General features: G+C 36.2%; 19 protein-coding genes. 11 read left to right on the top strand and 8 right to left on the bottom strand.

The window, feature by feature from the left end:
* Positions 1-150 precede the first annotated feature (150 nt).
* Positions 151-420, top strand: coding sequence for a hypothetical protein (locus HHL20_RS11525; RefSeq protein ID WP_169231344.1), 270 nt, complete (start codon positions 151-153; stop codon positions 418-420).
* Positions 421-501: 81 nt separating this feature from the next.
* On the opposite strand, the gene HHL20_RS11520 is transcribed toward HHL20_RS11525, so the two are convergent.
* Together HHL20_RS11520 and rmuC are read right to left on the bottom strand one after the other, a co-directional pair.
* Complete coding sequence (locus HHL20_RS11520; RefSeq protein ID WP_169231343.1) at positions 502-1,266, bottom strand: TrmH family RNA methyltransferase; 765 nt, start codon at positions 1,264-1,266, stop codon at positions 502-504.
* Between the two features lie 106 nt (positions 1,267-1,372).
* A complete protein-coding gene (gene rmuC / locus HHL20_RS11515) occupies positions 1,373-2,881 on the bottom strand; it encodes a DNA recombination protein RmuC (RefSeq protein ID WP_169231342.1) in 1,509 nt (502 codons plus the stop codon).
* A 170-nt stretch (positions 2,882-3,051) separates the two neighbouring features.
* Between rmuC and HHL20_RS11510 the strand changes: the two genes are divergently transcribed.
* On the top strand, positions 3,052-3,711 hold the full coding sequence (locus HHL20_RS11510; protein WP_169231341.1) for an SGNH/GDSL hydrolase family protein: 660 nt from the start codon (positions 3,052-3,054) through the stop codon (positions 3,709-3,711).
* Positions 3,712-3,719: 8 nt separating this feature from the next.
* On the opposite strand, the gene HHL20_RS11505 is transcribed toward HHL20_RS11510, so the two are convergent.
* The 5 genes from HHL20_RS11505 to HHL20_RS11485 form a co-directional block, all read right to left on the bottom strand.
* The gene (locus tag HHL20_RS11505; RefSeq protein WP_169231340.1) at positions 3,720-4,475 is read right to left on the bottom strand and encodes a DUF5995 family protein; all 756 of its coding nucleotides are present in this window, start codon (positions 4,473-4,475) and stop codon (positions 3,720-3,722) included.
* Between the two features lie 84 nt (positions 4,476-4,559).
* The gene (locus HHL20_RS11500) at positions 4,560-5,150 is read right to left on the bottom strand and encodes a hypothetical protein (RefSeq protein WP_169231339.1); all 591 of its coding nucleotides are present in this window, start codon (positions 5,148-5,150) and stop codon (positions 4,560-4,562) included.
* A 4-nt stretch (positions 5,151-5,154) separates the two neighbouring features.
* A complete protein-coding gene (locus tag HHL20_RS11495; protein ID WP_169231338.1) occupies positions 5,155-5,667 on the bottom strand; it encodes a YciI family protein in 513 nt (170 codons plus the stop codon).
* Positions 5,668-5,669: 2 nt separating this feature from the next.
* Complete coding sequence (gene pncB, locus HHL20_RS11490) at positions 5,670-6,848, bottom strand: nicotinate phosphoribosyltransferase (protein WP_169231337.1); 1,179 nt, start codon at positions 6,846-6,848, stop codon at positions 5,670-5,672.
* An 87-nt stretch (positions 6,849-6,935) separates the two neighbouring features.
* Complete coding sequence (locus HHL20_RS11485; protein ID WP_169231336.1) at positions 6,936-7,412, bottom strand: Dps family protein; 477 nt, start codon at positions 7,410-7,412, stop codon at positions 6,936-6,938.
* A 107-nt stretch (positions 7,413-7,519) separates the two neighbouring features.
* On the opposite strand from HHL20_RS11485, the gene HHL20_RS11480 reads away from it, so the two are divergent.
* The 6 genes from HHL20_RS11480 (at position 7,520) to HHL20_RS11455 (ending at position 13,626) form a co-directional block, all read left to right on the top strand.
* The gene (locus tag HHL20_RS11480; protein WP_169231335.1) at positions 7,520-9,115 is read left to right on the top strand and encodes a glycosyltransferase family protein; all 1,596 of its coding nucleotides are present in this window, start codon (positions 7,520-7,522) and stop codon (positions 9,113-9,115) included.
* 103 nt (positions 9,116-9,218) lie between these two features.
* Positions 9,219-9,632, top strand: a complete 414-nt coding sequence (rpsL, locus tag HHL20_RS11475) for a 30S ribosomal protein S12 (RefSeq protein WP_027381287.1) — start codon at positions 9,219-9,221, stop codon at positions 9,630-9,632.
* A 22-nt stretch (positions 9,633-9,654) separates the two neighbouring features.
* The gene (rpsG, locus tag HHL20_RS11470; protein ID WP_169231334.1) at positions 9,655-10,131 is read left to right on the top strand and encodes a 30S ribosomal protein S7; all 477 of its coding nucleotides are present in this window, start codon (positions 9,655-9,657) and stop codon (positions 10,129-10,131) included.
* 6 nt (positions 10,132-10,137) lie between these two features.
* Entirely contained in the window at positions 10,138-12,255 is a 2,118-nt protein-coding gene (gene fusA / locus HHL20_RS11465) for an elongation factor G (protein WP_169231333.1), read from the top strand.
* A 17-nt stretch (positions 12,256-12,272) separates the two neighbouring features.
* The gene (gene rpsJ, locus HHL20_RS11460; protein WP_002661363.1) at positions 12,273-12,578 is read left to right on the top strand and encodes a 30S ribosomal protein S10; all 306 of its coding nucleotides are present in this window, start codon (positions 12,273-12,275) and stop codon (positions 12,576-12,578) included.
* A 220-nt stretch (positions 12,579-12,798) separates the two neighbouring features.
* On the top strand, positions 12,799-13,626 hold the full coding sequence (locus tag HHL20_RS11455; RefSeq protein ID WP_169231332.1) for a GLPGLI family protein: 828 nt from the start codon (positions 12,799-12,801) through the stop codon (positions 13,624-13,626).
* A gap of 175 nt (positions 13,627-13,801) precedes the next feature.
* On the opposite strand, the gene HHL20_RS11450 is transcribed toward HHL20_RS11455, so the two are convergent.
* Positions 13,802-14,833 carry a helix-turn-helix domain-containing protein gene (locus HHL20_RS11450; RefSeq protein WP_169231331.1) on the bottom strand — a complete coding sequence of 344 codons (1,032 nt, stop codon included), beginning with the start codon at positions 14,831-14,833 and terminating at the stop codon, positions 13,802-13,804.
* Positions 14,834-15,043: 210 nt separating this feature from the next.
* Between HHL20_RS11450 and HHL20_RS11445 the strand changes: the two genes are divergently transcribed.
* The 3 genes from HHL20_RS11445 (at position 15,044) to HHL20_RS11435 (ending at position 22,691) form a co-directional block, all read left to right on the top strand.
* Positions 15,044-16,411 carry a hypothetical protein gene (locus HHL20_RS11445; protein WP_169231330.1) on the top strand — a complete coding sequence of 456 codons (1,368 nt, stop codon included), beginning with the start codon at positions 15,044-15,046 and terminating at the stop codon, positions 16,409-16,411.
* Between the two features lie 132 nt (positions 16,412-16,543).
* Positions 16,544-21,790, top strand: coding sequence for a lamin tail domain-containing protein (locus tag HHL20_RS11440; protein WP_169231329.1), 5,247 nt, complete (start codon positions 16,544-16,546; stop codon positions 21,788-21,790).
* Positions 21,791-21,986: 196 nt separating this feature from the next.
* Positions 21,987-22,691, top strand: coding sequence for a DUF4956 domain-containing protein (locus HHL20_RS11435; RefSeq protein ID WP_169231328.1), 705 nt, complete (start codon positions 21,987-21,989; stop codon positions 22,689-22,691).

Here is a 22,691-nt window from a genome sequence, read left to right as displayed (position 1 = left end):
GTATATTTATTTGTAAAACTATTTTACAAAGGTATTACAATTATTTTTCTTAAACAAATTTTCTATCTGCTATACCTTTGTCTTGTTCAAATAACCGAACAGAGAAAAGATTTTATAAAACAATATTAACAAAATTAAATTTAATTTATTATGAAAAAGTCATTATTCGTAGCTGCTATCGCTGCTATCTCTCTAGTTGCTTGTAAAAAAACTGAAGCTAACTCTACTGAAAACGCTACAGATTCAGTAAACGCTACAGCTGATTCAGCTACTGCTGCTATCGATTCTACAGCTAACGCTACTGTAGATACAGTAAAAGCTAACGCTGATGCTGCTAAAGATTCAGTTAAAGCTGACGCTAACGTAGCTAAAGAAGAAGTAAAAGCTGACGCTAAGAAAGAAGATGCTGCTAAAAAATAATTAAAGCACGCTTTAAAATAAAAGAACCGCTCACCTAGTGATGCGGTTTTTTTATGCTTATATAAAATAGACTTAGGTAAGTCAACTTTTCTGTCTCAGAGTTTCATAGCATGTAATTGCTACGGCATTACTCAGATTGAGTGAGTCTATGCTTCCAGCCATCGGAATAAGAGTGTTTTGTCCCTTTCCCGACCAGAATTCACTGAGCCCCGAATGTTCGGTCCCGAAAATAACAGCTGATTTTTGTCTGAAATCCCTTAAGTAAAGATTCTGTGAACTTTCATCCATAATGGTAGTGTAAATGTTGTAGCCATTTCTATCCAGAAATTCCATGGTCTGCTCATTTTCTGCCTGAAATACATTCATCCCGAAAAGACAGCCTACACTGGATCGGATTACATTTGGGTTGTAGAAGTCCGTCTTTCCGTCAGAAACAATAAGTCCGTCAACGCCGAAAGCTTCACAGCTTCTTAAAATGGCGCCCAGATTTCCGGGCTTCTCAACGCCTTCCACTACAATAATCGTAGAGTCTTCCTTAGGCTCAAAAGAAAACAGATCGGTTTCTTTCGTTTTGTATACTCCGATGATTCCTTCCGAACTTCCGCGGTAAGCAATCTTTTCATACACTTTATCACTTACAAGATGAATCTTACCTTTCGGTAATTCCTGCTGAAAGATATTTTCACAGATGAAAAACTCTACAGGTTCAAAGCCGAATCTTTGGGCACGGTCATTTTCCTGCTGTCCTTCCACCGCAAAAACTTCCGACTTTTTACGAAATCTGTTGTCGGTAAGGAGTTTGGTGATGTATTTTACTTTTTCGTTCTGAAAGCTTTCTATTACCATGCTGCAAAATTATGTAAAATCTTTTTAAAATGGCTTGGTGTGATCCTTTACCAGCCTCAAGCTCCGGCCGAAGGCCGGAGCTTGAGGCTGGTAAAATTAAAAAATATTATTCCCTCGTAAGATCAAGGTATGCTTGAGAACTTTCGATGAGACTTTGAGGAAGTTCTTTTTTATTCTTTATGCCAAGTTGTTTTAGTTTCTGGGTTTGCAGTACCAGATTGTCGTTTCCTGTAGAAAGCTGTTTGTAGGCTTCATTGTAAGTATTTTTGGCCATATCAAGATTCTTTCCTACTTTTTCCAGGTTATCTATAAAACCGACAAATTTATCGTACAGCCGAGCACCGCGGTCGGCAATTTCCATAGAGTTCCGGTTTTGGTATTCACGTTTCCATAGATCGGCAATCAGTTTTAAAGAAGTAATAAGATTGCTGGGATTGAGCAGTAAAATTCTTTTTTCGTACGCAAAATTCCATAGGTTTTGGTCTGACTGCATGGCAGCGATATAAGCCGGTTCACTGGGAATAAACATCATCACGAAGTCCAGCGATTTCCCATAATCGTCATAAGCTTTCTGACTCAGTTGGGAAATGTGATTTTTTATGGATGACAAATGCTGGTTTAGTTTGATACGATATACATCCTGATCGGTTTCATCTACAAGCTCGGTAAAAGCGGTAAGGGAAACTTTAGAATCAATGATCACATTTCTTTCATCCGGATATTTGACGACCGCGTCCGGACGCATTTTCTTCCCCGAGAATTCCGAAAACAATGCTTTGTTGTCTTCATCTCTGAGCTCATGTTCCAGGAAGTATTCCCTGCCTTTTACCAGCCCGGATTTTTCGAGGATGCTTTCCAGGATCATTTCTCCCCAGTTTCCCTGCGTTTTGCTTTCACCCTTTAAAGCGCGGGTCAGCTTTTTGGCATCTTCGGAAATCTGCTGATTCAGTTCGGCAAGTTCTTTTACCTTTTCTGCCAGTGAGAAACGTTCTTTGTTTTCTTTTTCGTAAGCTTCATTGACGCGGTTTTTGAGGTCGGTGATTTTTTCCTGAAAAGGCTCAAGAATGGTTTTAAGATTATGTTGATTTAAAGTCGTGAATTTTTCCGCTTTTTCCTCTAAAATCTTATTCGCGAGATTCTCAAACTGCAGTTTGGATTCTTCCTGGATTTTCGTAATCTCCAGTTTTTGGGTTTCCAGCGACTTATGTAAGCTTTCATTGATGGCAGAAAGTTCAGAATTCTTGGCAAAAAGAGCCTGTTTTTCTGTCAGAAGATTTTCAATTTGGGAAGACTGCTTAAGGTGCACCTGCTTTTGCTCCAGAAACTGGGCATTCAGAGAAGAGTATTCTGCTGAGATTTTTGCAAACTCGTTTTTTAAATCATTCATCAGATCGCTTTGCTGCAGATTTAGTTCTTTATCAGTAATGATATGCTGATTAAGCTCCTGAATTTTGAGATTGGCATTTTCAAGGTCAGAATTACTTTTGATATACAGATTATTGAGTTCATCAAAAGATTTTCTTGAAATCATTGATGACTTTACGGCGAAATACTGAATGAGCGCCCCGATAAATCCGCCGACGATACATCCGATTATTAAATATGTGATCTCCATTTTCCAAAATTACAAAAAGGAAAGATGATTTCTTTTCCGGGAAACCGTAAGTTTTTAATTCAAAATAAAATTTTTAAATATAGTTCGTAGTAAAGTTTAAGATCATTTCAAAACGTATATTTGTAAATATTATTCATTATTCTGTCATTTTAAATTTAAAACATTTTTTAATGAAATTCTTAAGTATTGCAGCCATTATGTTTTCAGTCGTATTGTCAGGGCAGGATTTTGCCAACTATGCTAAATATGAAAAACAAAATCAGGAGATCATGTCGCAAAATATAGCTCCCAACACTGTATTTATGGGAGATTCTATTACAGAAGGTTGGTTTTCTACAGATCCGTTGTTCTTTACAAAACATAATTTTGTAGGGAGGGGAATCAGTGGACAGGTAACTTCACAGATGCTTTTGAGATTCAGGCTGGATGTTATTAATTTGAAACCGAAACGGGTAATTATTCTTGCCGGAACGAATGATATTGCTGAAAATCAGGGTCCGATTTCGCTGGATAAAGTTTTTGGAAATATTGTTTCAATGGCAGAGCTGGCTAAGGCAAATAATATTAAAGTTGTACTATGTTCTGTTCTTCCTGCATATGATTTTGGATGGAGAAAGAATATGTATCCGGCACAAAAGGTGATCGAGCTCAATACAATGATTGAGAGCTATGCAAAAAATCATAATATTCCTTACGTGGATTATCATTCTGCAATGAAAGATTCACGAAACGGACTGGATAAGATCTATACGGAAGATGAAATTCATCCTACCGCAAAAGGATATGAAAAAATGGAGTCTATCCTGTTGAAAAGACTGGATATAAAGTAATGAGGTACTTATGTATTTTTTGTTGAAGCCAGGGTCTCAATGTTTTTCACGATATCACTGCTTTCGCATTTCTTTAATTCCTTAAGCAGTGCCGGTGTCAGAACTTTCGGGTGTATAATCTGTGTGGCAACTTTTGCTGCGGCATAATCGATAATACCGATGACGGATTCCCGTAAAATGCCGGGCGTGTTTGAAGTGATGACTGCCGATGCCCAGGAAGTTTCTCTTGCTTTTGAAATGGCGAAATCCAGGACGGTATTGTCTTTTCCGTTTGAAATTTTATCAATTAAATCTACGGGATAGCAGATCTGATTCAATGAATCCTGAACTTTTTGATTAATTGATGCAATTACGGTATTGATGGTTTCAAAATCTTTCTTTAGAGGATTAATTTTCCTGTAGGGCATAATCGAAGCTGCAGAAACTCCTAAGTCAAGATTGATGTGTGCATTCATACCGAGAAAAATATGCTGTAGGATAAGCAGGTTTTTATTTTTGGCTGCTTCAAAGGCAATAAACCATGAGTTGGTGCATTTTTTTCCTTTGGAATATGCTTCCCATGCATCAAGGTAACGGTTGGCAAAGGCAATGTCAAGCTGTATCAACCTGGGATTGTCCTCGAATTTTTTCTGCTGGATTCCTTTCAGAACCGCTGCAGTCATGATTCGGTAGGTGCAGGCAAAATATCCGATGGAACTTTGGTTTTGTTTGGCCCAAAGGATAATATCATCTAATTTTTTCAAAACTTCTTCAATGGTTTTCATGGTTTGTTTTTTTTAATAAATATAATAAAACCTCACAAATTATGCGAGGCTGTGTTTAAGTAACTATACAGTTGTAAGAATCTTTTATCTCAGTAAAAGAATAAATATTAAAACGTTCAAAATAGTTGCTATAAAAGTTGCGAGGAAGACCACGAGATTATCCCTTGTTTTCCGTGTTATAGATTTTATGATCAGATAATTGATGATATAGACCGGGATAATCAGATAAAAATGAAATATTGCAAGGAATTCAAATTGGTATAAGCATAGTAAAAGAATGACAGAACTTGCAATCGTTGAAACCATAATTCCTAATATGCTAAATAGAATAGTGTCCGAATCGACTTTTAGATTTTCAACATTCTGGCTGATGTGATTATACTTCTGATGAATCATTAAACGGATTTCTTTTTTAGTGTATATATCAGAATTGATTTGTGTGAGGCATTCCAATTCAGAAGATTTATTCATATAATGCTGATGAATCTCCCTAATAATTCTATTTCTTTCATCCAATGTCTTTTTTTGATCCTCAACTTTTAATTGAAATTCTTTCAAAGAACTTCTTTTTTTAATCTCTTCTATGAGTTCTTTACTTGGCTTACCTTGATAGTCGATTTGATTTTTATAAGATTCAATAAGGTCTTGTTCTGAAAATTTACTGTAAAATCCCATTGATTTACGGATTTTCTTTTGCAATTTCCTTATGGTACTTCAGGTACATCGGCAACGCAGCCGATCCATACCACGGGAAAATTTCATAACTGAAAACTCCGGCCATTACAGCAGGATCAGTTTTTACCCATTGTTCTGCTTCTTCTTTTGATTGGGTGTTGAAGATAAACATACCACGATAGTCTTCTTTACTTTTCTCTAAAAAAGGACCTGCAACAACAATCTTCCCTTCGTCGGAAAGTTTCCTGATATTGGCTAAATGTCCTTTCATTAACTCTCCCATTTTGGTTTTATCCTCAACTTTTGCAGAGCCGGTGGTGAGCATTACGATAACGTATGGCTTCATGCCATATTTGTCGGCACCAAGCTTTGTGGCGAGTTCCTGGTTGAATGTAGTTGAGGAAGTTGCGTTTGAAGCATTTTTTCCCGGTTTTCCCGGTTCTCCGTCTTTACCTTTTGTAATAACGCAGGACGAAAGAAGGGAACACAGGGACAGCAGTACTAAAAATTTTCTCATTATTAATTTTTTATTCTTAAAAACTCTTTAGCAAGTTCAATCATTTTAGGATCTCCCGTGTATTTTCCATGTTCATCGGAAAGTTTTACAGTAGGGATCCAATCGCAGTTCGGGGCCTGAACTCCTATTAATTTCATCACAATATTCATAGGTTTTAGACCAACATCATTGGTCAGGTTGGTCCCGATTCCGAAAGATACGCCGATCTTTCCTTTACAGTAATTGGTGATTTCCTCCACCTTTTCAAGATTTAACCCATCTGAAAAAATAATATATTTGAATAAAGGATTGATGCCATGTCTTTGATAATGAGCAATGGTTTTGTCTGCAAATTCAAGCGGATCTCCGCTGTCGTGACGTACGCCGTCAAATAGCTTGGCAAATTTCTTATCAAACTGCTGGAAAAACACATCGGTTGTGTACGTGTCTGAGAGAGCGACCCCAAGATCACCTCTGTATACATCTACCCAATGTTCCAGGGCAAGTTCGTTGGCCATTTTAAAACCGTATTCTGCTGCGTGGAACATAAACCATTCGTGGGCATGTGTTCCGATGGGCTTAACTCCATATTTCATGGCAAAATGCACATTGGAACTTCCGATAAATGTTGAATTTTTATTCTGGGTCAATGCCTCCATTACCAGATTTTGTACTTTATGGGAATGTCTTCTTCTTGTTCCGAATTCTGCAAAATTGACTCCGAGTTTTTCCAGAGTAGCCGCTTTTTCAAGTGTTCTGCCCATAACCACATCATTGGAATCTCTTTCCATGTGGTTCATCTCATAATGAAGCTCGCTGATTAATGCCAACAAGGGGACTTCCCAAAGAATCGTCCTGTACCACAGTCCTTCTACAATGACAGAAAGTTCACATCCTTCCTGGTGAATTTTGACTTCGGACGGGTCGTAGTGATATCCTTCCAGAAAATCAAGATAGGGCAGGTCAATATATGGACATGTTCTTGCCATGTATTTTTTTTCTTCTTTGGTAAGTTTAAGCTCTGCCATTTTATTAACAGCTTCTCTCAAAGCCGCATCGAAACCAGGAGGAAACTGATGTTTTCCTCTGTTGATAAACTCATATTTTACGATAGAACCTGGAAATAGTTTTACCACTGCATTCTGCATGGTAATTTTATAGAAATCATTGTCTAAAATGGAATTCAGTCGAACGTCGTGCATTTTTGTGTAATTTATACGCAAATATAATTAATAAAAATAAAATCACCTAAATGTAAGGTGATTTTTTTAATTATGGTGTGTAATTTATTATTTACCCAGATAAGAATTATACATCCAAACTTCTTTTTCCTGTTCAGTAATGTAGTCGCTCATTTGAGAATTGGTTCCTTCATCTCCGGCCTGATCCGTAATGTCAAGAAGCTCTCTCTGCAGGTCGATCACTACCTTGAAAGAATTAAGAATGTTTTCAACACTTTTATTTGCATCGCTTACTTCCTGGCTTTCCTGTATGGTTGCCACCTTAAGATAGTCAGAATAATTATGGGCAGGTGTTGAGCCCAAGGTGAGTATTCTTTCTGCGATTTCGTCTATTTTCAATACCAGATTGTTGTACAGTTCTTCAAATTTCGGGTGTAGGGTAAAGAACTGATCTCCCTTAATATTCCAGTGAGAGCCTCTGGTATTCTGGTAAAATATTGAATAGTTGGCCAAAAGTACATTAAGCTTTTCTGCTATTTTTCGGCAGTCTTCCTCCTGAAGTCCTATAATATTAGCATTTTTCATATTGATGATAGTTTATTTTTGTACAACAAATTTAAGTAAATATTATGCCGAAATAGTAAAATCGTGATTGATGATACTTATCTTTGAAATTCTTAGAATTAATTTATATGATGGGCAATCCGAAGTTTGCTGTAAAAGGATTTTTAATTTCTACTGTTGTTTTTACGGTGATATGTTCAGTATATTTTCTTATTTCTGTCTCCAAAACAGACGGACAGTATATTTATCCTATTGATGATGCCTATATTCATCTGGCAATAGCTAAGAATTTTGCATTGTACGATGTTTGGGGAGTTACCAAATATCAGTTTTCGTCAACTTCTTCATCACCGCTTTTTACTTATGTTATTAGTGTATTAATAAGTCTTTTCGGAAATGATGACCATCTTCCTCTGTATTTTAATGTTGTTTTCGGCTTTGCGATAATATATGTCCTGAGCCGGTATTTTTCAGAAATATTCAGTGGCAGTAAAAATATTGTTATTTCCATTTTGTTTACGCTATTTTTTTCAGTGTTGCATCTTCAGGTTTTGTCGGGTATGGAGCATGTTTTTCATGTCTTTTTATTGGTGTTGAACATATACTGTTTATCAACCCTTCAAAATAAATATTCACTTGCGGGATTTTACCTTTCATTATTGCTGATGGGAGTGGTGCGCTTCGAAAGTATGTTTTATTTTGTCATTCTTGCATTTGTATTTGCATTGATTAAAAAATGGAGAGAAGCTCTTCTGGTGTTGCTAACAGGTTTTATCCCGATCATGCTGTTTTGTTGGTTTAATTATCAGCACGATGGATATTTGTTCCCGAATTCCGTAATGGTAAAGGGAACAACATTGAGCCTGGATTCAAATTTACCGATTCATTTAAAAACAATTTTTTTGGATAACCTTTTATTCAATGTAAGTTTTTATAAAATAGGCTTTTTCCCTATTTTGCTAAGTGTGATTTTCGTTATGAGAGATTATAAAACGAAAAGTTTTCATGAGATCATCAGGAGTAATTTTTTGTTGATTGTAATCTCACTCCTGATGATTTGTCACTCCATGTTTGCAGATCTTAAAGGTTTGTTCAGGTATGAGGCTTATATTCTCACTGGCTTTTCAATGGCTCTTATTCCTAAACTTAAAGGGCTTTTCGAAAATTTCAGAAGTTATATTAAAAGAGAGAAATTAATTACCGGAATTGTATTGATAAATATTTTTATACTAATGTATAAGTGTTCATTCGCTCACAAAATGCTGGAAAACGGCGGGAAGAATATTTATGAACAGCAAATGCAGTCTGCAAAATTTCTGCATACCTATTATAATGAGTCAAAAATTGTGGCTAATGATATTGGGGCCATTAGCTATTTTACGAATATTCATCTGTTGGATACCGCAGGCTTAGGTTCTGTAGAAACTATTAGGTTTAATAAAAATAAAAGGTCCCCTGATGCTGAATTTGAAGATTTTCTGAGTCGTTATACTATCAATAACCGGTATGATATTGCGATCATTTATGATGCCTGGCTGCAAAACCATATTCCAAAAAACTGGAAAAAGGTAGCTGAACTGAAAATCCAAAACCCGATTGCCGTAGCAAGAGAAAAGGTCTCTATTTATGCTGTGGATCAAAATAATCTTAAAAAACTTAAGGAAAATATCAGAAGCTTTAAATGGGACAGAAATGTTGAGGTTACAATCGTGGCCCAACCGTAAGTGTCTGTTAATTAAAATTTAAATAAAAATATTATTTCTATATAACTACTTGTTAATTAAAAAAATATTATTATTTTTGCACCCTAAAATAAAAAGCAATTAAATGCCTACTATTCAACAATTAGTAAGAAAAGGAAGAGCCACGCTTGCCAAGAAGAGCAAATCGGCTGCCCTTGATTCTTGTCCACAAAGACGAGGTGTATGTACGAGAGTATATACTACCACTCCTAAGAAACCGAACTCTGCACTAAGAAAAGTTGCAAGGGTAAGACTTTCTAATGGTAAAGAAGTCAACGCCTACATCCCGGGCGAAGGACATAATCTTCAAGAGCACTCGATAGTATTGGTGAGAGGCGGAAGGGTGAAAGACCTACCGGGAGTACGTTACCACATCGTAAGAGGTGCTTTAGACACCGCTGGTGTAAATGGAAGAACACAGAGAAGATCAAAGTATGGAGCTAAGAGACCAAAACCAGGTCAGGCGCCAGCTGCACCAGCTAAAGGAAAGAAAAAATAATCATTAAATAAGGAATAAGACAATGAGAAAGACGAAAGCTAAAAAAAGACCGTTGTTACCAGATCCGAAATTTAATGATCAGTTGGTAACTAGATTCGTAAACAACTTAATGCTTGACGGTAAGAAGTCAATCGCATTCAAAATTTTCTACGATGCGTTGGATATTGTAGAAACTAAAAAAGGAGATACTGAAAAAACAGCCCTTGAAATCTGGAAAGATGCATTAACAAACGTTATGCCTCACGTAGAAGTACGTTCCAGAAGAGTAGGTGGTGCTAACTTCCAGATCCCAATGCCAATCAGAGCTGATAGAAAAATTTCTATGGCAATGAAATGGTTAATCAAATATTCTAAAGCTAGAAATGATAAGTCTATGGCTTTGAAATTGGCTAATGAAGTAGTAGCTGCTGCAAGAGAAGAAGGTGCTGCTTTCAAAAAGAAAACTGATACTCACAAAATGGCGGAAGCAAACAAAGCTTTCTCACACTTCAAATTCTAATCTGAAATGGGAAGAGATCTTAAATTTACAAGAAATATTGGTATTGCTGCTCACATTGATGCAGGTAAGACAACCACTACAGAAAGGATTTTATTCTATACAGGTGTAAACCACAAAATTGGGGAGGTTCACGATGGTGCTTCTACAATGGACTGGATGGAACAGGAAGCAGAAAGAGGTATTACCATTACTTCTGCTGCAACTACTTGTAACTGGAATTTCCCAACAGATCAAGGTAAGAAATTACCTGAAACAATGCCTTATCACTTCAACATTATCGATACACCGGGACACGTTGACTTCACAGTAGAAGTAAACAGATCTTTGAGAGTATTAGACGGTTTGGTATTCCTTTTCTCTGCCGTAGACGGTGTAGAGCCTCAGTCTGAAACAAACTGGAGACTTGCAGACAACTACAAAGTGGCGAGAATGGGATTCGTAAACAAAATGGACAGACAGGGTGCTGACTTCTTGAACGTTGTAAAACAAGTAAAAGAAATGTTAGGATCTAATGCAGTTCCAATCGTTTTACCAATCGGTGCTGAAGAAGATTTTAAAGGAGTTGTAGACTTAATTAAAAACAGAGCAATCATCTGGGATGAAGCCGGACAAGGTGCTACTTATGAAGTAGTTCCGATTCCTGAAGACATGAAAGATGAAGTTCTTGAATATAGAGAGAAATTAGTAGAAGCGGTAGCTGATTATGATGAGACTTTGATGGAGAAATTCTTCGAAGATCCGGATTCAATTTCTGAAGAAGAAATCAACGAAGCGCTTAGAAAAGCTACTATTGACCTTTCTATTATCCCAATGACTTGTGGTTCTTCTTTCAAGAACAAAGGAGTACAGTTTATGCTTGATGCTGTTTGTAAATATCTTCCTTCTCCACTGGATAAGGATAATATCAAAGGAACAGACCCAAGAACTGATGCTGATATTGAAAGAAAACCATCTGTAGATGAGCCTTTCGCTGCATTAGCTTTCAAAATTGCTACTGACCCGTTCGTAGGTAGATTAGCATTCTTCAGAGCTTATTCAGGAAGACTTGATGCAGGTTCTTATGTATTGAACACCCGTTCAAACAACAAAGAAAGAATCTCAAGAATCTATCAGATGCACGCAAACAAGCAGAATCCGGTTGAGTATATCGAAGCTGGAGATATCGGTGCAGCTGTAGGATTTAAAGATATTAAAACAGGAGATACCCTATCTGATGAAAAGAACCCAATCGTTCTTGAATCGATGATATTCCCGGATCCGGTAATTGGTATCGCTGTTGAGCCTAAAACGAAAGCTGACCAGGATAAAATGGGTAACGCTTTAGCAAAATTAGCTGAAGAAGATCCTACGTTCCAGGTTAAAACTGACGAGGCTTCAGGACAAACTATTATCTCAGGTATGGGTGAGCTTCACTTGGATATCATCGTAGACCGTATGAGAAGAGAGTTCAAAGTAGAGGTTAACCAAGGACAGCCACAAGTAGAATACAAAGAAGCTCTTACACAAAAAGCTAACCACAGAGAGGTTTACAAAAAACAATCCGGAGGTAGAGGTAAGTTCGCAGATATCGTATTCGAAATCGGTCCTGCAGACGAAGGTAAAACAGGTCTTGAATTCATCAACGAAATTAAAGGGGGTAACATTCCTAGAGAATTTATTCCTGCTGTTGAGAAAGGATTTAAAGAATCAATGAAGAACGGTCCTTTGGCCGGTTTCGAAGTTGAGGCAATGAAAATTGTTCTTAAGGACGGATCTTTCCACGCGGTTGACTCCGATCAGCTTTCATTCGAATTAGCTGCTAAAATGGGATTCAAAGAAGCGGGTAGAGCTGCTAAAGCAGTTATCATGGAACCGATCATGAAGCTTGAAGTGGTAACTCCTGAAGAGTACATGGGTGATATCGTAGGTGACCTTAACAGAAGAAGAGGTACCGTAAACGGTATGGATGACAGAAATAACGCTAAAGTTATCAAAGCTTTCGTTCCGCTTTCTGAAATGTTTGGTTATGTAACTTCTCTTAGAACGTTATCTTCAGGTAGAGCAACATCTTCTATGGAATTCGAGAAATACGAAGCTGCTCCTACAAACGTTGCTGAAGAAGTAATCGCTAAGGCTAAAGGTTAATATTAAATTAGATTAAAATGTCACAAAGAATCAGAATAAAACTTAAATCTTACGATTACAACTTAGTAGATAAATCTGCAGAGAAAATCGTAAAAACGGTAAAGGCTACAGGTGCTGTTGTAAACGGACCTATTCCATTGCCAACAAACAAGAGAATCTTCACTGTGTTGAGATCTCCCCACGTAAACAAGAAAGCAAGAGAGCAGTTCCAGTTATCAGCTCACAAGAGACTGATGGATATCTACTCTTCTTCTTCTAAAACAGTGGACGCTCTAATGAAATTAGAACTTCCTTCTGGTGTAGACGTAGAAATTAAAGTGTGATAAATATGCTGGAAAACGGAAGTCTGAATGATGAAGTTTTCTGGTCCTCACAATTGAGTTTCCAAACGCTGAGCGTAGTCGAAGCGTGCTATGATATTAATCCCTTTTCGAAAGAAAAGGGATTTTTTTATTTCACATAAAGTAGTTGAAAAATATTCTAAAGATTTAGTATTATGTATTGCAAGGTTCTATTTAATGTGTATATTTGTAAAAAATTACTATGAAAAGATTTCTACTTGTAATGATGATGTTTAGCATATCACTTACCGCACAAACACATAGATTCATTTATGAATACCATTTTAAAACAGATTCTACGACGTCAGAAAAAAGAAAAGTAAGTATGGTATTGGATGTGAATCCGGAGAACGTGAAGTTCTATAATTATGATTTTGTAGTTACCGATTCCATTAATAAAACAAGAGGGGAGAATAATGTAATCTGGGATGATACTCCTGCGCTAACGAGAAAGAGAAATTCTACCATAAACTCAAATTATATCATGATTCAGAATATGTTCTTGGTAGAAACTAATGATAAAATTGACTGGGATCTTGATAACGAAACCAAAACAATCGGCGGTTATAATGTACAGAAAGCGACTGCGAAGTTTGGAGGCAGAAACTGGACTGCCTGGTTTACAAAAGATATCAGCTTAAATGAAGGTCCGTATAAATTCAGAGGCCTGCCTGGAATGATCTTTGAAATTTATGATGATAAAGACAACTTTAAATTTTCCTTAGTAAAAAGCTATAAGATTTCTAAGACATATGAGACTCTTGAGATCCTGGAAAAATTCGGTGGCCAGAATCCCATTAAAATTCCTGAATCCAGGCTTAAAAAGATGATGCTTGATTATTATAACGATCCACTTCACACATTTAAAGAGCATTATAAAAACAATACCAATCCCGCCGCACGTTTTATGGTGATGGGAGTGGAAGTAAGAAGTCCTGAACAGTTCAAGGAACTTTCTGAAATGATGCAGAAAAATATTAAGAGAAATAATAATCCTATAGAAATTGATAAAGCAATACGATATAACTAATCTCATTACCATTTAACTAACCTAAAACTCCGCGGCTTCGCGGAGTTTTTAAATATAATCAAATTTATTTGACTGTTTTAGGACAGCCTGTATCTATGAAGTACTTTTCAATAATGAAGATCAAACTTAGAAATTAACGATGTAAAACCGTTCTAATATTTCTATTTAAAATATATTACTGTGGATCTTTACCTTCCGAATCTTTATTTTTTTGTGCTATATACTCAGAAGGAGTTATGTTCTCTATCTGTTTGAAAACTTTATTGAAAGTAGATTGATATTTAAAACCTGCGCTGGTGTATATATACATAAGAGTATATTTATCATTGTCAATATTATTTAGCTCCTGCTTTACCTGATTAATTCTGTATTTATTGATGAAAGTTTTAAAATTCATATTAGTTTTTATGTTAATAGCCCGAGATATATAAGTACTGTTGCTATTTAGTTCAGCGGCAAGTTGCTGTATACTAAAATCAGGATCTTTAAAGGGTTTATTTTTTTCCAGGTAAACTTTTATTTCTTCAAATAATTCATTGTACTTATTACTGTCTTCATCTGCGGAAGATACGGTGGTTAAGGTTTTCTTTGACAATTCATAGTCTGTGCCTTCATCTTCTGATATAGGTAAGAAATCAGAGCTACACATATTAATCTTTTCTTTATAATAAATTATAAGACATACCAGATATAATATACTGATAAAGGTAAAAATACTTAAGTAAGTAAGAAAGTGCTGATCGACAACTTTTATAGCATAAAACTGATCAAATGGCAGTATAAAAACTAAAATTGCAAGAGCTAAAACATATATACCCCATTTTATTACAGCTTTGTAGGAAAAAAGATTTATTACTCCTAATGGTACAAGAATATACCACATCAAAATAACTGACTCAATCTTCCATAATAATATAACGAATACAGTAATAAAGATAGAAATGAAAATAAGATAAAGATTAGCAAATAGTTTTATAATTGTTAATCTAAAATTGTAAAAATAAATTAAAAGTAAGGCGTGCATTATCAAACCGATAGCATTAATCAGAAATAATACTATAAAATCGAAAATCCAATATATAACCTCAAAAACAGATGACATTACAATTAATGAATACAGAAACTGTATCAAAAATTTTTTTCGTATCGCATTTTCAGTTTGGATATGATAAGCTGCTTGCGCTTTTGTAATAATTTGATCTGACATTTGTGTTGTTTTATTAAGGGATGTTGCAAATTTAAAAAAACTTTTGATGATAAGTGATTTTATAAAATATTTATTTATCTTATTGATATATAGCATTTTGTTTTTACATAATAAAAAAATGAGTCCTTATGAGTATTCACTTAAGCTATGAAAATATGCTTTAGATTTTCGATTTATCTTTGCCCATTCTTAAAAAAATAAAAAACCATTATGATCAAAAAAAAATTATTATTTGTGGCTATAGCTTTAGCCGCATTCACAGCAAATGCTCAGGTAGGAATCAACACAACTACTCCCAATTCAAAATCAGCCCTTGATGTAGTTTCTAAAAACAGGAATACAGGTACTCTTTTAACACGTCTTACTACAACGGAAAGAGATAATATTGCTCCCGGAGCTTCAGAAAACGGGTTAACAATTTTTAATACAACCTCCAATTGCTACGATATTTGGGTGTGGGATACAGCCACTGCTACAGGAGACTGGAAAAGTTTATGCGGCCAGGAACAGGGAAATGTAGATTTTACGGATTGTAATCTCATATCTGTATCAGGAGCATATGATATCAACAAACCTATATCTCAGCAAAATATTTATATTAATATACCAGTAAGAGTGACAAAACTGGGAGTTTATAATTATACGGCTACCGTAAACGGGATCACATTTATTGCTTCAGGAAGCTTTACGAGTATTGGAAATCAAAATGTTATCTTATATCCAAGCAGCGGTACGCCGGGTGCTGTAGGAACATACAATGCAACGGTTACTATAAAGCCTACAATTACTAATACAAACGGAATTATATGTACTAATGTGCCGGTTACGTTTCTTACCAGATCAACATCCAAGCTGATCGTTGTAAATATCAACGGAAGTAACTTTTCAACTGGTTTGATCTCGGGCTGTAATAGTAGTACAAGTAAGGCTGGTGGAAAAATAGGGACATGGCTTAATGGTGGAGCTGCCCCTGCAGGAGGATCGGTTGGGTCTGCATTATCATATGCCGGCACACAAAGCATTGAGGTGAAATGTGTAAGTCCAACATCAGTAATTGCCATCAGTGATGCTCTTGCTACAGCTTCCATTGTATATCTGAACGGACGCAGCAGCAGTGAATATAACAGTGCTGCTGTTGCATTGGTTAAGGACTGGGCAAATTCAGGAAAAGGAGTTTTAATTGATCAGGGTGACGAAACTAATGAACTTCCATTTTCTGAAGCTTTAGGGTATTTTGTTGAAACAGGTGCCAGTGGTACAGCTACTGTAATTCCTGCAAACTTAAGCCAGGTTTTTGTATCTCCTACAGGATATACCCTTCCTTATACTACCCCAACTTCTATACCGTTTCAGGGAAGTAATGGAGCATATATAGCAACCAATATTCCCGGTACAGTTAAATATGGGGTAATGACCAGTAATACCTCCAGAAACCTTATGGTTGCAGATATAGATAATAATTCCGGAGTTTTTATTTTTGGTGATAAATATGGAGATAATAGTGATGTGGCAACTGCCCAGCTTTTCACCAATGTTTTCGCCTGGGCCTTACGAAATGTCCCGGTTTACGGAAACTAGACAGTTCCCCTAAAAACACAAATATTTATATATAGATAGAATAGCTGATATGCTATTCTTTAAAAAGGAGAAAGCCTGCTTTCTCCTTTATTACCTTACTAAGTTTATTTGAAGATGAGAAAAAAAATTAGCATGTTGTTATTAATGTGCTACGGTGTTTTTATTCTAGCCCAAAACCAAGCTAAAATTGAACTAAGTAGTCAGAATAACGACGTAGAAGTTAGTCAGAATAATACTGCCTACTTCACAAGTTCAGATTTAGAATTGCATGGCAAAGACGGAGCAAGTTCTCAGGAAACCTTTTTGCGTTTCGAAGGAGTTACGCTTCCGTCTGATGCTATTATCAACAATGCCTACATTGTATTTTATGGCGATGAGGCAAGTAATTCGGGTACTGTGATTAATATTAAAGGAGAGATCGGGAGCTCGCTTCCTTATCCCACATCCACTGCTGCATCCACAGGCCTTAATATTAAATCCAGGAATTATACATCTTCGTCGGTAACCTGGACAACTACTACCTGCGTTGTGAATCAGCAGTATAATTCACCGGAACTGAAAGGTATTTTACAACAAATGTTTCCTTCAGGTATTATTAATGCAAATATTGCTTTTCGTTTTACAGGAAATGAGCAGGGAGCTTTTACCGTAAAATCTTTTTCAGCGCCTGCGGGATATCGCCCGACTTTGGTTATTGATTATTGGTCAGCAACAGGATCTACAAGCGTAGTCATATCAAGTGGAAATAATGACGCGGAGCAGATACTTACCAGTGGCGATATGTATTTGGATAGTGGCGTCTTGGAGTTAGGAGGGAAATATGGCGCTTTCCCGCAAGTAAGTGTACTGCGTTTTGATAATGTACAGATCCCCAACAATGCAAAAGTTGTCAATGCTTATATTGAGCTATATTCTTATGGAAGCAATGCTGCAAATGCTGAGCTGAAGTTTAGAACAGAATTGGGAAATTCATTGGCGTATACTACGGCCAGGCAGAATATTACTTCAAGAAGATATTCTCAAAGACAAGTAAGCTGGGGAATTACAAATTCCTGGAATGTTGCAAATACGAAGCAGACATCACCAAATTTAAAGGATATTATAGAAGAAAACCGTTTGGTTGGATGGCAATCCGGTCAAAGTATGGCTTTCTTAATAGAAGGAAATGGAGGGATTGCCAATGCATGGTCTTCCAATGGATGGGCAAACTACAGTCCGCGTTTGGTTGTTGAATATTTAAATAATAATCAGGGACCAAGCGTAGGAGCAATGCCTACCCAAGGAAAGATAACAAGATATACTGCACTCACCGAAAATGATGCAACACAATATCTGGCATTAGGGAATGTTGATGTTAATTTAGGAGTATTATCTTTGAGCGGAGGTACTCCTGCCGTTCCACAAACAAATACGATCAAATTTGATGGTATTGATATACCTTCCAATGCGAAAATTACCGATGCTTATATCGAGTTTTCTTCATACGGAAATACCAATACTTCCGGATCTAAAATAAAAATTAATTCTGAAATCGGAAATCCTTCGGTTTACACCAATACTATCAATCAGGTGACCGGAAGGAATTATTCTGCCAATCAGGTTGTACTTTCTGCGACTAATTTAAATTTTCCTATTCAGCATGAACAAAAATTCAGGACTCCGAATTTGCGTACAATTATAGACGAAAACAGATCAAAAGGCTGGCAGCCAGGACAAAGTTTGGCATTTAAATTTGAATCCCTTCCGGAATCTACATCTCCATTGAATGTCTTTTCAAGAAATGGAAATGAATTTCTTCAGCCACGTCTGGTTATAGAATATACAATTGGCGTAATAGTTGGCTCTACAGCAAGTCCCATTCAGATTGATGATGAAGAAAAGATTTATTACGTAGCAAATTATGATAATGACGCTGCCGAAAATATTTCAACAGGTAACGTAAACTTGAACGGGCTTCTTAATTTTAATACAGGTGCTAATTCAGAAATTAATACCGTAAAATTTGACAATGTTTCTATTCCTGAAGGTGCAAAAGTAGTGAGTGCATGGATCGAATTTTATAAATACGGGAATTCTACGACTCCTGTAAAAATTAAGATTTCATCGGAATTAAGGGATGCAGAGATTTATACAGCAGTAAGAAATTCAATTACAAACAGAGATTATACTACTATTCAACAAGAATGGAATGCTGTGAGTGAAAACAATGCATCCAACCAGGCTATTTATAAAACGCCTAACTTAAAAAATATTATTCATCAGAATATTCTGGATGGATGGAAATCAGGGCAAAACTTAGCTTTCAAATTTGAGACGGTCGAAGGATCCATGATTACCCATTCCAGAAACTCCAATGAATTTTTACAGCCTAAATTGAAGATTGTCTTAGCGGGTACTACAGAGCCGCTTACCATAGAAGGAATAGAGCAGAATCCGGCTAACATGACACAGCTGTATATTAATGAAGTATCTTCTCAGGGAACTTTGAGCCAGGGAGAAGATTGGGTTGAGATTTACAATAATCATAATTATCCCGTATACTTTAATAATGAAAACAGTGGAGTTTACATTTCAAATAAAAATGGAAACAGAACACTTCATGAGCTTAAAAATTTATGCGTCCCGGCCAAAGGATTTTTGGTAGTATCTGCCGATGAAAAACCAGAAACAGGAGACGCGCATTTGAAATTCAAGCTAAAAAACTCCGGGGAGAAATTATATTTATCCAGAAAAGTTAACGGGACAGTCATTCAGCAGGATTATGTAGACTTTCCGGAAATGCCGTTTAATGAAAGCTATGGTCGCATGCAGGATGGTTCAGGTTCTTTTACGGGCTTCATCAAAGACTCTTATAATAAGAGCAATCAGCTGTCAAAACTTAATCTGATAACAGGAATAAGTCATAAAAGAGGAGTTTATCCCACAGGATTTAATCTTTCCATTACGGCACCATCAGGATCTACAATCAGATATACTGTAAACGGAGCATTTCCATCCGAAACGGTAGGAACTGTTTACACAGGGCCAATTCCTATCAACAAAAATTCGGTAGTAAAATATTATGCCTATGATGCAAATGGTAATAACTCCGGAGTTATCGCAAATTCCTACTTTTTATCCGATGGTTTTGCCAATGAAACAGGATGGGAATACAAAAACAATATTACATCTTCAGAGTATGCACAGAGCTTATCCCAGATACCAATTGTGTCCGTATCTACAAACTCTTCATTAATGAATGGTACTTATCAAAGAAGCTCTTTTGAATATATAGATAATAATATTAACCCTAATAACAAAACTTTCTATAGCAATGCAGGGGTCAAAATATTCGGACAAGAAAGTTCTGCCTATTGGCCAAATCCGGGAATTAAATTTAAGTTTAATAAAGACTGGAACGTAAAAAAAGCGGAATATAATTTTTTTGAGACGATTCCGGGTGATCTTTATCCGCCATCCAATAAATTCAATTCTATTCAGCTAAAAGAAGGACAGGATGGGCCGTCAAGAAATGTTTATGGATTAGGATATTCACGTTTCAGCGAGAAGGTATTCATGAATACGCAAAAGCAGATGGGGAAATTTGCTTTGAATACTAAATTTGTTCATCTGTATGTAAACGGTGTTTATAAAGGTATTAAAACTATGCGTGATGATTTCTGTGAAGAAAATCTGGAAGAATATTTTGGAGATGACAGTGATAATTATACCCATGTGAATATGCAGGATGCTCTATGGTCTTTTGGTGTTGTATACTCCGGAGATGGCGATCCTCAGAAATGGAATGAGGTGAGAAATGCAGCAGCAACAAAAAATTTCCAATTGTTCAAGCAAAAAGTAGATGTAGATGATTATATCAAGTTTATGCTGATGTATATGATGGGTGACACAGAAAATGAAGCTATTGCAATAGGACATAATGATGCACCTAATTTTACGAAATTCAGATTCATGATCAATGATACTGACGGAGGATTTTTCAAGCAAAATTGGGTAAATGGAGGGACTTATCTTACGAAATGGGCAATACCAGGTTATGGATTGAATGGTCCGGGAACCTTATTTTCGCCTTTCATTGGAAACAATGGAAATCTTGAATTCAGAACATTGGTAAAAGATCAGGTTCTTATGCAGATGCAGACAGACGGAGCTCCGCTTACAGCTGCCGCGTTACAGGCGAAAGTGCAAAGCGCCGCTCAGGAACTTGATCTGGTTTATAAAATGGATGCTGCTTGGCTGGGCTTTACCAGCAATGCTTATACCTTGTGGAAACAAAGTAATGTAAGAATTATCAATGAAATGCCGGAACGTGTAAATTATAACATCGCCAAATGGCTTTCAAACGGACTTGCGCATACGCTTTCCAAAACAACTATTAATTCTGCAGCAGAGATTATTGATGAAGCACCTGTAACGATTACAAATCCTAATTCAGGAACACAAGTATATTATACGATTAACGGCAGCGATCCTATGGGAAATGATGGCGTTATTTCTCCGGATGCTAAATTGTATACTGCCGGATTTTTACTGCCTATAGGAAATCATACCATTGTTTCAAGAGCATTTACGACGAACAACTGGGGGCCTATTACGTATCAGGCTATAAAAGTTACCAAAGGAATAGCAGGTAAGCTGGTAATTTCAGGGATTAACTATAAGCCTCAAAGTAATGCCGATGCCGAGTTTTTATTGTTGAGTAATGCCGGAAATAAACCTTTGGATTTAACAGGTTATACCATTTCAGACGCCATTAACTATATATTCCCGGCAGGAACTACTTTAGCGCCAAACCAGACGATGATGTTAGTGAAAAATACCTCTCTGATCACAGGGTTCAGCAATCTTACGAAATATCAGTGGACCAGCGGAAGCCTGAGTAACGACGGAGAAACGATAACATTCAAAGATGCAACGGGAACTGTTGCAGATGTAGTAACGTATAGTAAGAATTCGCCATGGCCAACTCAGGCAAACGGACAGGGATATTATCTGAAACTCATTAATAATAACCTTGATAATGCATTGCCGCAAAGTTGGGAGGCGGTACTTATTAATAATAATTCAACTGCCAAAACAGCGATAGAAGAAAAACCAAAAGAAGAAGAAGAAAAGGAGAAGGATAATAAAGTAGAAGTTGAGCCGAAAGCAAATGTAAAAGTATATCCAAACCCGGTTTCTTCAGAACTTCATATTGATATGCCTGTTGAGAATTCTGTAGTGTATATATATAATATGTCGGGTAAATTAGAATTTACTGCAAAACTGAAACAAAAACAGAATATAGTTAATATAGCTTATTTGCCGACAGCAATGTATATTATGAGAATCGTTGCTGCTGATAATAAAGCAGAAACATTCAAGATTATCAAAAAATAAATCTTAATGATACAAAAGACTATCTGGAAACGGATAGTCTTTTATGATATGATTTTCTTGTAGATGTCAGATAAACTGATCTTTATTTTACTTATAGTTGAAAAGTATTGGAAAAATGTTCAATACTTTTCTTTCTGTATCAGACTTCCGTAATAAATCAAAGATTATTCTTTATAATTTTTTTAAAACACAAATAATGTTAGAATTATTAAAATCAAACAGCAGTGAGCCCAGCATGATCAATAATTTAATTATTATCATTTTAAGCTTTTGTTTATGTTCACTGGTTGCTTTCACGTATGAGATTACTACCCAGAAAAATCCGGATACCAATAAATTTATCCAGTCATTGATTTTTATAGGCGTCATTTCTACGACCATTGTAATGGCAATTGGAGACAGCCTGGCCAGAGGATTGGGATTGATGGGAGCATTAGCTATGATACGGTTCCGTACAAATATAAGAAACCCACGAAACGTTGCTTTTATGTTTGCCATAATCATGATAGGGATTTCCTGCGGAGTATTCGGGGTTGTGATGGCAATTATAGGCACCGTTACATTTTGTTTACTGGCCATTATTTTTAAGTATTCTCCTCTCAGTATTCTTAAAGTGGCAGAATATCAATTGCAATTCACTCACAATAGAGCCTTTCAACAGGAAAAAGACATGAAATCTCTATTAGAAAAATATTGTAAGTATACTGTATTTTTTGACTTTAAAACAGTAAAAACAACAGGTGAAATACCTAGCGGTGATTCGTTTGAAAGATATTACTGGATTGAGCTTCGGAAAGAAGATGAAATTATGGAATTGGTAAGAGAAATTGAAGCTTTTGAGGGAGTTGAAGATATAAAATTCAGGTTTATTAACGAGAACCAGAATCAAAATTATTTATAA

This window comes from Chryseobacterium cheonjiense (assembly GCF_012927265.1).
In the GTDB taxonomy this organism is placed as follows: domain Bacteria; phylum Bacteroidota; class Bacteroidia; order Flavobacteriales; family Weeksellaceae; genus Chryseobacterium; species Chryseobacterium cheonjiense.
The sequence above is the reverse complement of the archived record's forward strand: the minus strand, read 5'-3'. Positions and strand labels throughout refer to the sequence as shown.

Bases quoted from the DNA above. Each gene is read 5' to 3' on its own strand.
- rpsJ (WP_002661363.1), top strand. From the start codon at position 12,273: ATGTCACAAAGAATCAGAATAAAACTTAAATCTTACGATTACAACTTA.
- HHL20_RS11455 (WP_169231332.1), top strand. From the start codon at position 12,799: ATGAAAAGATTTCTACTTGTAATGATGATGTTTAGCATATCACTTACC.
- HHL20_RS11435 (WP_169231328.1), top strand. From the start codon at position 21,987: ATGTTAGAATTATTAAAATCAAACAGCAGTGAGCCCAGCATGATCAAT.
- rmuC (WP_169231342.1), bottom strand. From the start codon at position 2,881: ATGGAGATCACATATTTAATAATCGGATGTATCGTCGGCGGATTTATC.
- HHL20_RS11505 (WP_169231340.1), bottom strand. From the start codon at position 4,475: ATGAAAACCATTGAAGAAGTTTTGAAAAAATTAGATGATATTATCCTT.
- HHL20_RS11440 (WP_169231329.1), top strand. From the start codon at position 16,544: ATGTTGTTATTAATGTGCTACGGTGTTTTTATTCTAGCCCAAAACCAA.
- HHL20_RS11485 (WP_169231336.1), bottom strand. From the start codon at position 7,412: ATGAAAAATGCTAATATTATAGGACTTCAGGAGGAAGACTGCCGAAAA.
- HHL20_RS11520 (WP_169231343.1), bottom strand. From the start codon at position 1,266: ATGGTAATAGAAAGCTTTCAGAACGAAAAAGTAAAATACATCACCAAA.
- fusA (WP_169231333.1), top strand. From the start codon at position 10,138: ATGGGAAGAGATCTTAAATTTACAAGAAATATTGGTATTGCTGCTCAC.
- rpsG (WP_169231334.1), top strand. From the start codon at position 9,655: ATGAGAAAGACGAAAGCTAAAAAAAGACCGTTGTTACCAGATCCGAAA.
- HHL20_RS11495 (WP_169231338.1), bottom strand. From the start codon at position 5,667: ATGAGAAAATTTTTAGTACTGCTGTCCCTGTGTTCCCTTCTTTCGTCC.
- HHL20_RS11510 (WP_169231341.1), top strand. From the start codon at position 3,052: ATGAAATTCTTAAGTATTGCAGCCATTATGTTTTCAGTCGTATTGTCA.
- rpsL (WP_027381287.1), top strand. From the start codon at position 9,219: ATGCCTACTATTCAACAATTAGTAAGAAAAGGAAGAGCCACGCTTGCC.
- HHL20_RS11500 (WP_169231339.1), bottom strand. From the start codon at position 5,150: ATGGGATTTTACAGTAAATTTTCAGAACAAGACCTTATTGAATCTTAT.
- pncB (WP_169231337.1), bottom strand. From the start codon at position 6,848: ATGCACGACGTTCGACTGAATTCCATTTTAGACAATGATTTCTATAAA.
- HHL20_RS11525 (WP_169231344.1), top strand. From the start codon at position 151: ATGAAAAAGTCATTATTCGTAGCTGCTATCGCTGCTATCTCTCTAGTT.
- HHL20_RS11480 (WP_169231335.1), top strand. From the start codon at position 7,520: ATGATGGGCAATCCGAAGTTTGCTGTAAAAGGATTTTTAATTTCTACT.
- HHL20_RS11450 (WP_169231331.1), bottom strand. From the start codon at position 14,833: ATGTCAGATCAAATTATTACAAAAGCGCAAGCAGCTTATCATATCCAA.
- HHL20_RS11445 (WP_169231330.1), top strand. From the start codon at position 15,044: ATGATCAAAAAAAAATTATTATTTGTGGCTATAGCTTTAGCCGCATTC.